The 12,961-nt window shown below is 29.7% G+C and carries 17 protein-coding genes; 10 read left to right on the top strand and 7 right to left on the bottom strand.

From position 1 onward, the window contains the following. Window positions 1-2: 2 nt before the first annotated feature. From HYY52_01375 to accC, 6 genes are all read left to right on the top strand, one after another. The gene (locus tag HYY52_01375) at window positions 3-302 is read left to right on the top strand and encodes a hypothetical protein (protein ID MBI2995346.1); all 300 of its coding nucleotides are present in this window, start codon (window positions 3-5) and stop codon (window positions 300-302) included. 76 nt (window positions 303-378) lie between these two features. Continuing rightward, entirely contained in the window at window positions 379-597 is a 219-nt protein-coding gene (locus HYY52_01370; GenBank protein MBI2995345.1) for a hypothetical protein, read from the top strand. A 117-nt stretch (window positions 598-714) separates the two neighbouring features. Then, window positions 715-1,047, top strand: a complete 333-nt coding sequence (locus HYY52_01365) for a hypothetical protein (GenBank protein MBI2995344.1) — start codon at window positions 715-717, stop codon at window positions 1,045-1,047. 195 nt (window positions 1,048-1,242) lie between these two features. Next, on the top strand, window positions 1,243-1,770 hold the full coding sequence (locus HYY52_01360) for a 50S ribosomal protein L10 (GenBank protein MBI2995343.1): 528 nt from the start codon (window positions 1,243-1,245) through the stop codon (window positions 1,768-1,770). Window position 1,771: 1 nt separating this feature from the next. Next, on the top strand, window positions 1,772-2,146 hold the full coding sequence (rplL, locus tag HYY52_01355) for a 50S ribosomal protein L7/L12 (protein ID MBI2995342.1): 375 nt from the start codon (window positions 1,772-1,774) through the stop codon (window positions 2,144-2,146). A 39-nt stretch (window positions 2,147-2,185) separates the two neighbouring features. Next, a complete protein-coding gene (gene accC, locus HYY52_01350) occupies window positions 2,186-3,526 on the top strand; it encodes an acetyl-CoA carboxylase biotin carboxylase subunit (protein ID MBI2995341.1) in 1,341 nt (446 codons plus the stop codon). A 33-nt stretch (window positions 3,527-3,559) separates the two neighbouring features. On the opposite strand, the gene HYY52_01345 is transcribed toward accC, so the two are convergent. The 6 genes from HYY52_01345 to HYY52_01320 are packed head-to-tail and all read right to left on the bottom strand — an operon-like array spanning window position 3,560 to window position 8,353. Next, window positions 3,560-4,165, bottom strand: a complete 606-nt coding sequence (locus HYY52_01345; protein MBI2995340.1) for a hypothetical protein — start codon at window positions 4,163-4,165, stop codon at window positions 3,560-3,562. A gap of 21 nt (window positions 4,166-4,186) precedes the next feature. Next, window positions 4,187-5,818, bottom strand: a complete 1,632-nt coding sequence (locus tag HYY52_01340; GenBank protein ID MBI2995339.1) for a 2,3-bisphosphoglycerate-independent phosphoglycerate mutase — start codon at window positions 5,816-5,818, stop codon at window positions 4,187-4,189. Beyond that, complete coding sequence (locus tag HYY52_01335; protein ID MBI2995338.1) at window positions 5,775-6,164, bottom strand: hypothetical protein; 390 nt, start codon at window positions 6,162-6,164, stop codon at window positions 5,775-5,777. Before HYY52_01335 ends, HYY52_01340 begins: the two co-directional genes overlap by 44 nt. Next, window positions 6,146-6,547, bottom strand: a complete 402-nt coding sequence (gene rsfS / locus HYY52_01330) for a ribosome silencing factor (protein MBI2995337.1) — start codon at window positions 6,545-6,547, stop codon at window positions 6,146-6,148. The genes HYY52_01335 and rsfS overlap by 19 nt, the downstream gene beginning before the upstream one ends. Beyond that, on the bottom strand, window positions 6,544-7,887 hold the full coding sequence (locus HYY52_01325) for an O-antigen ligase family protein (GenBank protein MBI2995336.1): 1,344 nt from the start codon (window positions 7,885-7,887) through the stop codon (window positions 6,544-6,546). Before HYY52_01325 ends, rsfS begins: the two co-directional genes overlap by 4 nt. Next, window positions 7,862-8,353 carry a DUF4330 domain-containing protein gene (locus HYY52_01320; GenBank protein ID MBI2995335.1) on the bottom strand — a complete coding sequence of 164 codons (492 nt, stop codon included), beginning with the start codon at window positions 8,351-8,353 and terminating at the stop codon, window positions 7,862-7,864. Before HYY52_01320 ends, HYY52_01325 begins: the two co-directional genes overlap by 26 nt. A 38-nt stretch (window positions 8,354-8,391) precedes the next feature. On the opposite strand from HYY52_01320, the gene HYY52_01315 reads away from it, so the two are divergent. Together HYY52_01315 and HYY52_01310 are read left to right on the top strand one after the other, a co-directional pair. Then, the gene (locus tag HYY52_01315) at window positions 8,392-9,231 is read left to right on the top strand and encodes an alpha/beta fold hydrolase (GenBank protein MBI2995334.1); all 840 of its coding nucleotides are present in this window, start codon (window positions 8,392-8,394) and stop codon (window positions 9,229-9,231) included. A gap of 28 nt (window positions 9,232-9,259) precedes the next feature. Beyond that, window positions 9,260-9,436, top strand: a complete 177-nt coding sequence (locus HYY52_01310; GenBank protein ID MBI2995333.1) for a hypothetical protein — start codon at window positions 9,260-9,262, stop codon at window positions 9,434-9,436. Here HYY52_01310 and HYY52_01305 read toward each other — a convergent pair. After that, complete coding sequence (locus HYY52_01305; GenBank protein ID MBI2995332.1) at window positions 9,422-9,976, bottom strand: ATP-binding protein; 555 nt, start codon at window positions 9,974-9,976, stop codon at window positions 9,422-9,424. The two genes, HYY52_01310 and HYY52_01305, sit on opposite strands and share 15 nt — an antisense overlap. Before the next feature lie 246 nt (window positions 9,977-10,222). Between HYY52_01305 and HYY52_01300 the strand changes: the two genes are divergently transcribed. Together HYY52_01300 and HYY52_01295 are read left to right on the top strand one after the other, a co-directional pair. Next, complete coding sequence (locus HYY52_01300; protein ID MBI2995331.1) at window positions 10,223-11,284, top strand: DUF3326 domain-containing protein; 1,062 nt, start codon at window positions 10,223-10,225, stop codon at window positions 11,282-11,284. Window positions 11,285-11,372: 88 nt separating this feature from the next. Next, complete coding sequence (locus tag HYY52_01295) at window positions 11,373-12,509, top strand: ATP-binding protein (GenBank protein ID MBI2995330.1); 1,137 nt, start codon at window positions 11,373-11,375, stop codon at window positions 12,507-12,509. Window positions 12,510-12,961: the final 452 nt, after the last annotated feature.

Genomic DNA, 12,961 nt, shown 5'->3' with positions numbered 1-12,961 from the left:
CTATGGAAGCTTATGTACTTGGTTGGCCTCAGCCAAATGGAAAAGTTGCAATTTTATGCAGGTCTAGTGGACCTAATCCTGGGCCTGCTTTTTGTAAAACCAGAAAAGAAGCTGTCATCTTAAGAACAAAACTTGCAAATGATCCAAGAGGAAAACAAAATAAAAAAGCTAGAGAAATTATAAGAAGATTACTTATGTATCTTTATGTAAGTGATGAAACAATAATGTGGAGACCAGGCGACCTCTGGGTTTATTTAGATCCTAGGAAATTAGTGCTACTTGAGGAAGCAAGATTTTCATAAGTGATATAACTCACATAGTTAATTTTGCTTAGGGTAAGCTCTGAGTAGAGATATCCATTAGGGGTAAATATGCTATATGAGTGAAAAATCAAAATATAGCTTACTAAAAGAAAGAAGAATTAAAGATATTTCACTGCCAGGTAATATTCTTGCTTATTTTTCATTGTGTAAAGAGATAAGAACTAATCGCAGTGAGCTACCTGTTTATAGTAAATTACCGTTCTTTTCAAAAATTACTAAAGAGCATACTCCAGAAGGAGTTATTAAAGCATACTGGTCTTTTTTAAAATACTGATTTTTACCAAAGCTTAATCTTATTTTGATTAAACTTTTCATGGAGGACCCTATATTAAATTAAAAAAGTAATTAGTTTTTCAAAACTTAATTTTTAAAACAAAAAGGAAATCATTTTGTGGCCATAGCGCTTGTACAAAATCAATTACCTACTATTGCATTATCTTGTGGAGTAGTACCTGGTTCTTTTACTGGTGTCTACAGTAGAAATACTTTTCAGTTAGAAAAATTAAATCATGCTGTTTCTAGTTTTGTTGGACACTTAGATGAGATTAAAAAACAAAAGAGAATTGCTAAAACTAACTATCAAATTGATGCAAGAGTAAGAAATGTTGCAAATAATCTCCCACTTACAGGAGAATTAATGGAAGAAGTTGGTCCATTTGGTTTAATGTATGCACGTCTTGATCTCTTGAAATATTATAAAAAATCATCCACACAATATTACTGATAAAATCTGGTTGTTACAAATTATTTTTTGACTTTATGTACTGTATAGTGCATTATATAAGTCTACAAAACGCCAAAGATATCTAGGAGGCATTGTCTTTAAAAATAAAACCTAGAAGAGGTATTAAATAAAATTGTCTTTGGCCCTCTTAATTTTAATAGAGGGTTTTTTATTTAGGTAGAAACAAAAAAAACAATGAAAAATTTAGAAATTAAAAAAGAAATAGTTAGTGATCTAAAACAAAAAATTGCTAAAACAGCTTTAGCAGTTGCAACAGATTATAGAGGATTCACGGTTTCTGAAATTGCAGAACTTAGAAAGAAACTTAAAAAAAATAATGCTGATTACAAGATTGCAAAAAACACTTTAATTAAGCTCGCTATAAAGGATACTAACCTCTGTGAAATAGAAAATCTTTTAGAAGGTCCAACTGCACTTTTACTAGGTTATGGAGAACCTTCAGCGTGTGCTAAGACATTAGTTGGCTTCATTAAAGAAATTGAAAAAGGAGAAATTAAAGGTGGAATTCTTGATGGCAAGTTATTAACTAAAAATGAGATCAGGACTTTTGCAAACTTACCATCTAAAGATATTTTACTTAGTCAAATAGCAGGTCTTCTTGTAGCAAATGTTTCTGGTATAGCTTGTGTATTTGAAAATTTGATTAGAGATATTGCACTACTTACTGAAGAAGTAGCAAAGAAAAATATAGGAGGAAAATAAAATGGCAACAAAAACAGAAAAGTTACTTGAGGATATAGCCTCACTTACAGTTCTTGAAGCAGCAGAACTGAAAAAAATGATGGAGGATAAATTTGGTGTTACAGCAGTTGCACCTGTTGCAGTAGCAGCAGCAGCTAGTGGAACACAGGCACCAGTTGAAGAAAAAGATACTTTTGATGTTGTTTTAGCAAGTTCAGGTGATAAGAAAATTGAAGTCTTAAAAGTAGTTAGAGAAGTCACTGGACTTGGTTTAAAAGAAGCAAAAGATCTTGTAGATGGTGCACCCAAACCATTAAAAACCGGGATTAAAAAAGACGAAGCTGAAACAATTAAAAAGAAAATTGAAATAGCTGGTGGCAAGGTAGAACTAAAATAGACCCGTAGAGACGCCTGGCCAGGCGTCTCTACGATAAAAATGTTTAAAAAAATTCTAATCGCAAACAGAGGAGAAATTGCTCTTAGGATCTTAAGAGCAGCTTGTGAACTTGGAATTGAAACTGTAGCAATATATTCTGAAGCAGACAGTAATTTGTTGCATGTTCAATTAGCTGATGAAGCATATTGTATTGGTCCTGCAAAATCAGCAAACAGTTATTTAAATATTCCTTCAATTATTAGTACAGCAATATTAACAAGAGCTGATGCAATTCATCCTGGTTATGGTTTTTTAGCAGAAAATCCTACTTTTGCAGAAATGTGTGAATCACATGGAATTAAATTTATTGGACCTACACCAGCTAATATTTCTTCAATGGGCGATAAAGCAACTGCAAAAAAAATTATGAAAAAAGCAGGTATACCAGTCATACCAGGCATAGAAGGGCTAATTAATGATCCAAAGATAGCAACTAACGAAGCAAAAAAAATAGGTTATCCAGTAATTGTAAAAGCAACTGCTGGTGGCGGCGGAAGAGGCATGAGAATTGCTTATGATGATGACCAGTTACTTACAAGCATTGAATCAGCTTCCCAGGAAGCAAATAATGCTTTTGGAAATCCTGGGATTTATCTTGAAAAATATATAACAAAACTTAGGCATATTGAAGTTCAAATTTTAGCTGATGAATATGGAAGTGTAATTCATCTTGGAGAAAGAGATTGTACTCTTCAAAGAAGGCATCAAAAGCTTTTAGAAGAAGCACCAAGTATTCATATTGACAACAGGTTGAGAGAGAAAATCGGGAATATTGCAATTAATGCTGTTAAGTCAATTGGTTATAGAAATGCTGGCACAGTTGAGTTTATTTTAGATCTTGATACAAAGAATTTTTATTTTATGGAAATGAATACAAGGATTCAAGTTGAGCATCCTGTTACTGAAATGGTTTGCAACATTGATTTAATAAAAGCTCAAATTAGAATTGCAAGCAGTGAAAAGCTCTGGTTAAAACAAAATGATATAAAAATCCATGGACATGCAATTGAATTTAGAATAAATGCTGAAGACCCAGAAAATAATTTTGCCCCGTCATCAGGTAGTATTGATGGATATATAACTCCAGGGGGATTAGGAGTAAGAATAGATAGTCATTGTTATCCTGGTTATACAGTGCCACCTTACTACGATTCTATGATTGCAAAGCTTATTGTTTGGGATGAAACCAGAGGAGGTGCAATTAATCGAGGAATTAGAGCACTTGACGAATTTGCAATTACAGGAATTCAAACAACAATTCCATTTCACTTAAAAGTTCTTGAACATCCAAAATTTATTTCTGGTGACTTTAGTACTGATTTTGTTGCTAAGGAGTTATAGAGGGCAGATCTGTAGATTTGACCCCTACTTGTTCTACTTATACATAATCTTTGGCTGTGTAATTCTAATCTGTAATTCTTTCCCTTGTTTAGTTTTCATTTCTTCTAAGATTCTAAATGCACCAAAACTACCTTGCCCTTGCATTTTACTTGCACCATAAGCCATTGCTGCTTGAAATAACATTGTTCTAGTTAATGTCTTTAATTTCATTTTTTTTCTAAGCACAAGTCCCAACCCAAATAAAATACTGCCAATAAAAATACCAATTGAATAGTAAATTAAAAATGGATTTGTAAAATTAAAAGGTCTAGTAAAACTAAATAAAAATGAAAAAACAATTAATAAGATAAACCCTAATGTTAGCGGTAAAACCGTTAGGATAATTTCTTTTTTCATACCTTGCATTTCTGGCATAAGAACCTCTGTAATTTGCATAGCAGTTTGCGAGGATGTTTTGTCTCTTTCCATTCGTTTAATAATTTCTTTTGTATAGTCCATTACATAATCAACTTTATCCTTTTTTATAAACCTATGATAAATAGTACTCCAGGAAGAAAATTCTTTTTTATGATCAAGAATAAATTTTTGTGCATAAGTAATGTGATTATTTATAATTTGTTTTACTTTTTCATCTACCATATTTTTCTAATTCTCCAATTCTCAATTCTCAATTCTCAATGTTGCTCCTGTCATTTCTTTTGGTTTTTCAATTCCAATAATATCAAGTATTGTAGGTGCAATGTCTGCTAAACAACCATTTTGTTTTAATCTAATATTTTTTAAAGCATTGTTTATTAATATAAATGGCACAGGATTCAAACTGTGAGCAGTTCTGATCGAACCATCTTCATTTAACATTTGATCTGCATTTCCATGATCGCTAGTAACTATTAATGTACCACTTGTTTCTTGTATTGCTTTGTAAATTTCTCCTAAAGCTTTATCTACTGTTTCCACAGCTCTGATAGTTGCACTAATAATTCCTGTATGACCAACCATGTCTGCATTTGCAAAATTTACCACTATTAAAGAATAGTCTTTGGATAAAATTGCAGAAGTTGTTTTTGTACAAACCTCATTTGCACTCATTTCTGGTTTTAAATCATATGTAGCAACTTTTGGAGAAGGTACTAATATTCTTTCTTCTCCTTTATATTCTTCCTGCCTTCCCATATTAAAAAAACTTGTTACATGTCTATATTTTTCAGTTTCAGCAATTCTAATTTGCTTTTGATTAAGCATAGAAATTAACTCTCCAAGAGATTTATCTTTATTTACTTTGGGCAGCTCTTTATGTGTAAACGCAGTTGGAACAATTGGATTAGCATATTGTTTATTATGGAGCTTTATATCATATTCAGTTAAACATGCATAATATAAATTTTTAGGGAATATTTCTCTTTGAAATTCACCAAAAGTAACTTGCGTTAATGCAGTAGTAATTTCCCTTGCTCTATCTGGTCTAAAATTAAAAAATATAACAGCATCGTTATTAGAGATTAAATCTTCTTTTGTACCTACTAATGTAGGCATTATAAACTCATCAGAATTTTCAAGTGGACAATTTGTTTCACTTTGACTTTTTTCTCCTCTTAAATATGCATTTTCTACAGCACATATAGCACTTTCAGCTTTAAGTCCAATACCTTTTGTAACTAAGTCATAATAACGTTTTATCCTGTTCCATCTATTGTCTCTATCCATAGCATAATAACGACCACATACAGTAGAAATTTTTCCATTAATTATTTTTATTTTTTCTTTTACTTTTTTTAATAATTGGATTGCATTTTTAGGCGGATCATCTCTCCCGTCAGTTATTGCATGAAGTAAAACTTTATTTATTTCTTCTCCGTTTTCTCCGTTATGTCTTGCTGCAAGTTCAAACAATGCATACAAATGCCCTAAGTGACTATGTACATCTCCTTCACTAATTAATCCCATAATGTGTAACTTAGAAGAGTTCTTTTTTACATGTTCAATCGCATTTAACAATGTTTTATTTTTAAAAAACGAGCTGTCTTTAACTGCCTGGCTTATAAGGGTTAGCTTTTGAGTAACAATTCTGCCTCCACCAATATTTTCATGTCCAACTTCTGAATTACCCATAACACCATCAGGAAGCCCAACAGCTTTACCACTTGTATACAAAATAGTATTTGGATATTCTTTAAGAAAAAAATTGAAGTTTGGAAGATTAGCTTCTGCTATTGCATTTCCATTTTTATTATTAGATATACCCCAGCCATCAAGAATTACAAGTACTACTGGTATGTGTCTTGTGTTTAACATTTAGAATTCCAATTGCTTTAACCTTAAATCCCAAATATGATGCATAAATAACTGTAGAAACTAGATTATAACAATAAGCACTTACATTTAGTCTTTGTAAAACCTTCTTTTCATGAATATTTGGAACAACTCCTTTTTTTAACCCACAAACTATAATTCCCTTTTTTGAAATATATATATTATTTAATGGAATAAATTTAGGACCCGTTAATGGATTTATACCTGAAAGATTTATATGATCTTTAATTTCATATTTATTCTTTGAAAGCTTTGTCAACGGGTAAATGTAGTCAATTATTTGAAGAATTCTTTTTTTTTTATGTTTTACTATGATGCTTTTCTCCACAATTTTTTTTCTATAAAAGTTGCATTGCTCCAAAACCTTTCAAGCTTATAATATTCCCTTATCTTTTTGCTCATTATATGAACAACAATATTTCCAAAATCCAGCACCATCCAATTACTTAAAGCAAAACCTTCCTTTGAAATTAATTTATAATTTAAATTATTTAATTCTTCAGTAATATACTCTGCAATAGCTTCTATTTGTGCTGGGCTTTTTGCTGTAATAATTAAAAAATAGTCTCCAACAATTGTTAACTTACTGACATCTAACAATAGGACATCTTCACCTTTTTTTTCTTCTGCTGCATTTGCAGCTATAATTGCAAATTCTAAATCATTTTTTTTCTTAGCTTCTTTTTTTATTGTAGCTTGTTTGATTCTCAATTCTCCAATTCTCTAATTTCCATTCTACCAATCGAAGCTAATAAAAAAAAGTAGGGTATAAAAATTTGTCCTCTAAAAAAAACAGTATCAAACATTCCATGTACAATTATTGCAATTAGTGAGAGCAATAAACCAAGAGCAAAAATATTACCTTTATTCCAAAATAAACTATATAATTTTAAAAATGAAGTTAAGAAAATTAATATAAATATAAAGGCTCCTATAATTCCGGTTTCAATAGCAATTTCAAGAAAAATATTATATGCAGCAAGTGCATCAAAACCACTTATCATGTATAAGCCATAAGCTAATCTAAAAGTGTTATTTCCTGGTCCAACCCCAAAGAGAAAATTATCTTTTAACATTTTAAAGCAAGCTAACCAAACATTAATTCTATAGCTATTACTTGTATGCTCTCTCAATGTAAAGATTGTTAAAAGCCTTTCTTGGATTATTGGGAACAAAAAAATAATTCCAGAAGAAAAAATTAAAAGTACTAGAAAAAATACAAGCTTTTTAAAATTGCTTTTCTGAAAAATAATAATTGCACCTGAAAGAATTCCGGAAATTAATCCTAGATATCCTCCTCGCGAGCCAGTAAAAATTAAACAAACTAATATCAAGATACTCACGCTAAAAAACAATAACTTTAACATAAAGCTAGTCTTAATTTGATAAGGCAAAAGAACAGTAATTGGTAAAAGTAAAAGCAAGTATCCTCCAAGCAAGTTAGGGTTTCCAAGAGTTGAGTAAACTCGTGTATGAGTATTTTCAAATTCTGGATCTTCCCAGGTTGCTAAAGGTTCAACTCCAATAAAATACTGATTTATCCCTATAATTGAAGTTACTACAGCACATGAAATTAAAAAGCACCATAGAAGAAAAAAAGACTTACTGGAAGAATTTTGCAAGGTAAGTTTTATTAAAAAATACCAAAGAAAAAAAATAATATATTTGTAAAGTCCAACAATGCTTTCTTTTAAAAAATAAGAACTAAAAGTACTTATTATTAAAATACATAAAAAAACTAAGATTAGAAAATCTATAAAGTTAAAATTTGCTTTTAATAGGAAATTGTTTAAAAAAATATTTAATAAAAAAACTAAAAAACAAAATAAAATTATTACACCTATGCCAAATCTGTCATTTGCAAATTGAGGAAAAGAAAGAGAAGCAAATAAAAAACAAATTGAGATATAGAGCAAAGAACGTAACGGCGTAACGGCGTAACGGCGGATCGGCGTAGAGAAAAATTTCTTAAATATTATCCCTATAAAAGATTCTTTTATTGTAGTATCTGACCAGCTGTCTAATTTAATAATTAGAGATGGGATAGACATTTATTACTTTTCCACTTAGCCTGTAATTAAAACCTTCAAGTTCAATTTGATTTCCAATTTTAATCTTATTTCCTCCTACTACATAGCCATCTTTTGTTTTTAAAGCAGTATCAGCTAAAGTAACATGGCAGTCTCTTATATTAATTCGAGCAGGATCTTCTACCACCTTATAAGAACCTTTAAAATCTGGAATTGTAATAAGTTTTTTCTTTTCTTCTACTTTAATTATTTTTAATTTTGTATATGGTCTATTTCTAATGGTTATTGCAGCTTCTTCATTAGCTTTAAAAAAATTACCATTAAGAGAAGAAACATCTGCGAGAAGCACTTCAATTGCAATGTTTTCTTTGTCTTCAATAACTTTATTTATGCCAACTTTTTCAGCTTTTGAAAATAAGTACCCAGAAACACTAAAAGCAACCGTTAATACTAACAAAAGATCTAAAATATTTATTTTACTTTTCATTTCTACCACGTTCATACACAATATTATATTCTTATAACATGCTACATGATGGATATTTTGAGAAAGTTTATTATAGGTTTTGGGAAACAAAATCAGCTAAAGCAAATTTGTTTGCTATACATGGATTAGGTGGACACTGTTTATGGTTTGATAATGCAGCTAACTTATTAAATCAGAATAATATAAATTTATTTTCATTTGATTTACCTGGTTTTGGTCAAAGCAAATATCCAAAAGGGACTATTGAAAGTTACAAAGACTGGATTAACATAACAAAAGATATATTAGAAAGATTTTTAAATGATTTTAATATAACAAAACCAGTATTTATTCTTGGTCATAGCTTAGGTGCATTAATTGCAATGATCCTCACTAAAAAAGTAAAAGCAAATGGTTGGATACTTTCAGTCCCAGGTTTTGAAGGACACTATAAGACTTGGCCATTATTTAACTTTATAATTCCAGTAATTTTTAAATCAATAGTTAAACCAAATGAAAATATTTTTTTGCCATTTGGACCAGAGTTGCTTACACAAAATAAAGAAACCGAGTTAAAAGTTAAACAAGATCCATTAAGAGTAATTAATGTAAAAGCAAACATATATCTTCAAGTATATTTATTAACTCTGGCAAGCAAAAATAGTTTCAAATATTTAGATCAACCTGTACTTATGTTAATAGCTGGCAAGGATATGGTTTGCTCAACAGCTGTTATGGAAGACTTTTTTAACAAAATAAAATCAAAAAACAAATGTAAGAAGATTTATACAAATTCATTCCATGACTTATTTATAGAAGATGAACTCAATCAAATAGTTGATGATATTGTTCAGTGGATAGATCAAAGGGATAACCCTGAGGGGAAACTAGAAAATTAGAGAATTAAAGAATTAGAGAATTAAAATTATGAGCAAAAAAACTGACTTAATTAGGGAGATGCTTTTAAAAACTGTAGGTAAAAGTCCGGATTTGTTTTGTTATTATGTAGCAATCCAGGAAGCAAAAGAACTTTTAAAACAACAAGACTTTAATACTTGTGAAAATTACATGACTAAATCTTTAAAGATATTAGCTGAAATCTAAGACTTCTTTAACTCTTTCTTTTAAATTTGATGATCTTATAATATAAGTTCTATTCATTAACTGCCATTTCAAAAGAGTTGCTTTAAATAGTCTGTCTATCTGATTTTGATAATCTTCATTATTCCATCTAAAACCATCTTCCTTAGAAGTTATTAACCGTGGAAGATAAATTATATGAGAATATTTTAGTGACTGGAGAAAAGCAGTCTTAAAATATTTTTCAGATTCAAATGTTTTATGTATACCATAACTCCACCTCACCCAATGAATCCAACAATCAATACACGATCTATCTGAAATAAACTGTTTTAATTTTTCTTCTAATTTTATTTGTCTTTCAAGTACTAAAAGTCTAAACTTGTTTGGATCTTCTATTTCATAAATATTTCTGTAACCAAGTTCTTTACATACAACTCTTGCTTGTTCTTTAATAGGTTTTAATTTAATTTTTTTTTGCAGTGCTTCAAATAATGTGGTTTTTCCTGTACCAGCAGATCCTATTATTACTATCCTTTTAGGGATACCCTTTAAAATTGTCATAAGACAATGTTAAACTATTAAGTACTTTAAAAAAAATTATCTTTATAAAGACAAATAAAACTCCAACACAAAATAATAGAAATAGACAATCCAAAATTATTTAAATGGAGTAAAGTTTTTAATCTTATTCAAGACAAAATTTCTTACATAATTAAATGCAATCTTATTAAATCATCAAAAGAAAAACTATATTTCAATGTAAATTACGTAGAAGAATTACAAGGATTTATTAGGGATCCGTTTGCTGTGGGGGCAGGTTTTGTAAGGGCAGGTTTTACACCTGCCCCAAAAGAAGAAATTTCCTGCCTGATTATCCCAACAGGCATAGGAGCAACAATTGGTGGTTATGCAGGTGATGCAAATCCAATAGCTAAGCTTATTGCAAGTAAGTCAAAATATTTAATTACTCATCCAAATGTTGTTAACGGAGCTGTTTTAACAGACATTCCAGAAAACATAATTTATCTTGAAGGGTTTTTACTAGATCAATTTTTACTTGGAAAATTTAGTTTAATCCCAAACAAAAAAAATAAAATCGGGGTTATATTTGATTCTGGTATTAATGATGAAAGACTTAATTATGAAATAAATGTTTTAAATGCTTTAAGAGCTTTCTACGGCTGTGAAATAAAGTATTGGACATTAACCGATAAACCATTAGAAGTTTCAGTAGAAATAAATGAACATGGATTTTCAACTGGCAAAATTAAAAATATTGAAAGTTTAATTAAAAAAGCATTAATGTTAAAAGAAAAAGGAATCACAGCAATTGCCATATGTTCTGCTATTCCAGATTATGACTTAAATACAAACTATAAGCTAGGAAAAGGAGTTGATCCAATTGGTGGAGTTGAAGCAATAATTTCACATATTGTTTCAGCAAGCACTGGTTTAGTTGCTGCACATGCTCCTGTTTTATTATCTAATGAAGAAATTAATTATAAAAATATTTCACCACTATCAGCTAGTGAATACATTGCTAAAACCTTTTTGCCCTCTGTCATAAGTGGATTACGTTATGCGCCAACAATCTCTAGCTATCAGCTATCAGCTCTAGATCTATCTCAAATAATAGTCCCATACAATGCTTTTGGCAGTGCAGGAGTTTTATACCAAGCTGAAAAATTTAAAAATGTAACTTTAATAAAAGAAAATAAAACTTGTTTAGAAGTTTCTCCATTTGATTTAAATCTTAAGTTTAATATTGTTGAAAGTTATACGGATCTTACCAGTCAAGAAAAAGTAATTAAGTTAGGAATTGATCCAAAAGTTTTAAAAAGACCAATTAGAAAAATAGAAAGAATTTAATAATTTAAGATTACCAATCCTGAAAGTCATATGTACCAAATGTAACTATAATTGCATTCAGTAGCACTATATGCTAGTATAGCTACATATGGTTATAAGGAATTTCTGGATAAAGCAAATCAACACATTGTGGAAAGAACGATCACTAATTTGGTTGACTGGTGTTAGAAGAGTTGGAAAAACTTTTCTCTGTCAATCTTTGCAAAATATAGAATATTTTGATTGTGAATTACCTAAAACAAGGAAACTAATGAATGAGCCAGAAACATTTTTAGCAAAATTAAGAAATAAGAGAATAGTTTTAGATGAAGTACATAGACTTGATAATCCATCTGAGCTCTTAAAAATTGCTACAGATCATTTCAGTAATATAAAAATAATTGCAACTGGTTCATCAACAATTACAGCTTCAAAAAAATTTAGAGACACTCTGACAGGAAGAAAAGAAAAATTATGGCTTACACCAATGATTACTAATGACTTAACAGATTTTAGAACTGATGATTTAGAACATCGTTTGTTCATGGGTGGATTACCACAATTTTTCATGTCTCACAATGTTCCTGAACGGTATTTTCAAGAATGGATGGATGATTATTGGGCTAAAGATATTCAAGAGCTTTTTAGATTGGAAAGAAAAGACTCATTTCAAAAATTCTTTGATTTACTTCTTAATCAGAGTAGTGGAATATTTGAAGCTTCCAAATTTGCAAAACCATGTGAAGTTAGTAGACAGACAATAATAAATTACTTAAGAATTTTAGAGTCAACTTTTGTATTCCATATAATTAAACCATTTAGTTCTTATAAACCTACTGAAATAATTTCTGCTCCTAAAGTATATGCTTTTGATACTGGTTTTATTTGCTATCACAAAGATTGGGATAAGTTAAGAAGAGAAGATTTAGGGTACTTGTGGGAACACTTTGTCTTAAACGAGATACAAGCTAATTTGCAAACAAGACAAATCAACTACTGGCGAGATAAAAGGGGACATGAAGTTGACTTTATTCTAAAAAAAAGAAAAGAAGATCCAATAGCAATTGAATGTAAGTGGAACAGCGATAGTTTTGATTCAAGAGGAATGGAAGCTTTTAGAAGACAATATCCAAAAGGAAAAAACTATTTAGTAGCAAATGACATAGATATGATCCTAACTAAAAGGTTTAGCGAACTAGAAATAGAATTTGTCAACTTAAAATCATTATTAAAAGAGATAATTTAAAAAAGATCCAATCCTGCTTTTACTTCGAATCTATTGAAAAAATTCCATCTTTAGCTGGTATTTCAAATGTTTTTATCACTTGCCCATAAGCATTTATTATATTTAAAGTCACCTCTCCATTTAATTCTTTATTAGTAATTTCATAAACTACATTTAGTACTTTTTTGTTTGTAATTTTCTTACTTTTTCTTTTTAAATCACCTCCTGGAAGAATTGAAATTTCAGTTTTGCTTGTAGCATTATTAAAGAAATTATTTCCTGTGATTATTAATTTAAGGATATTTCCTTTACGAATAATTTTTATATTACTTACAGATCATACGCAGTTGATTTGTAAACACATTTAATGCAAGGCCACAAATAAGGTTTATTCTAAGTCTTGATGAGTACTATGAATAAACCAAAATGTGATTTAGAATTATACGTTAATTTTTTAATAGCAACTCAAAAAC

The organism is Candidatus Melainabacteria bacterium (genome assembly GCA_016193285.1).
In the GTDB taxonomy this organism is placed as follows: domain Bacteria; phylum Cyanobacteriota; class Vampirovibrionia; order 2-02-FULL-35-15; family 2-02-FULL-35-15; genus JACPSL01.
The sequence above is the reverse complement of the archived record's forward strand: the minus strand, read 5'-3'. Positions and strand labels throughout refer to the sequence as shown.

What these genes read in the sequence shown, in the direction of transcription:
- HYY52_01315 (MBI2995334.1), top strand. Translation starts at nt 8,392, where the DNA reads ATGCTACATGATGGATATTTTGAGAAAGTTTATTATAGGTTTTGGGAA.
- HYY52_01370 (MBI2995345.1), top strand. Translation starts at nt 379, where the DNA reads ATGAGTGAAAAATCAAAATATAGCTTACTAAAAGAAAGAAGAATTAAA.
- HYY52_01375 (MBI2995346.1), top strand. Translation starts at nt 3, where the DNA reads ATGGAAGCTTATGTACTTGGTTGGCCTCAGCCAAATGGAAAAGTTGCA.
- HYY52_01340 (MBI2995339.1), bottom strand. Translation starts at nt 5,818, where the DNA reads ATGTTAAACACAAGACACATACCAGTAGTACTTGTAATTCTTGATGGC.
- rplL (MBI2995342.1), top strand. Translation starts at nt 1,772, where the DNA reads ATGGCAACAAAAACAGAAAAGTTACTTGAGGATATAGCCTCACTTACA.
- HYY52_01320 (MBI2995335.1), bottom strand. Translation starts at nt 8,353, where the DNA reads ATGAAAAGTAAAATAAATATTTTAGATCTTTTGTTAGTATTAACGGTT.
- HYY52_01360 (MBI2995343.1), top strand. Translation starts at nt 1,243, where the DNA reads ATGAAAAATTTAGAAATTAAAAAAGAAATAGTTAGTGATCTAAAACAA.
- HYY52_01345 (MBI2995340.1), bottom strand. Translation starts at nt 4,165, where the DNA reads ATGGTAGATGAAAAAGTAAAACAAATTATAAATAATCACATTACTTAT.
- HYY52_01310 (MBI2995333.1), top strand. Translation starts at nt 9,260, where the DNA reads ATGAGCAAAAAAACTGACTTAATTAGGGAGATGCTTTTAAAAACTGTA.
- HYY52_01295 (MBI2995330.1), top strand. Translation starts at nt 11,373, where the DNA reads ATGGTTATAAGGAATTTCTGGATAAAGCAAATCAACACATTGTGGAAA.
- HYY52_01325 (MBI2995336.1), bottom strand. Translation starts at nt 7,887, where the DNA reads ATGTCTATCCCATCTCTAATTATTAAATTAGACAGCTGGTCAGATACT.
- accC (MBI2995341.1), top strand. Translation starts at nt 2,186, where the DNA reads ATGTTTAAAAAAATTCTAATCGCAAACAGAGGAGAAATTGCTCTTAGG.
- HYY52_01305 (MBI2995332.1), bottom strand. Translation starts at nt 9,976, where the DNA reads ATGACAATTTTAAAGGGTATCCCTAAAAGGATAGTAATAATAGGATCT.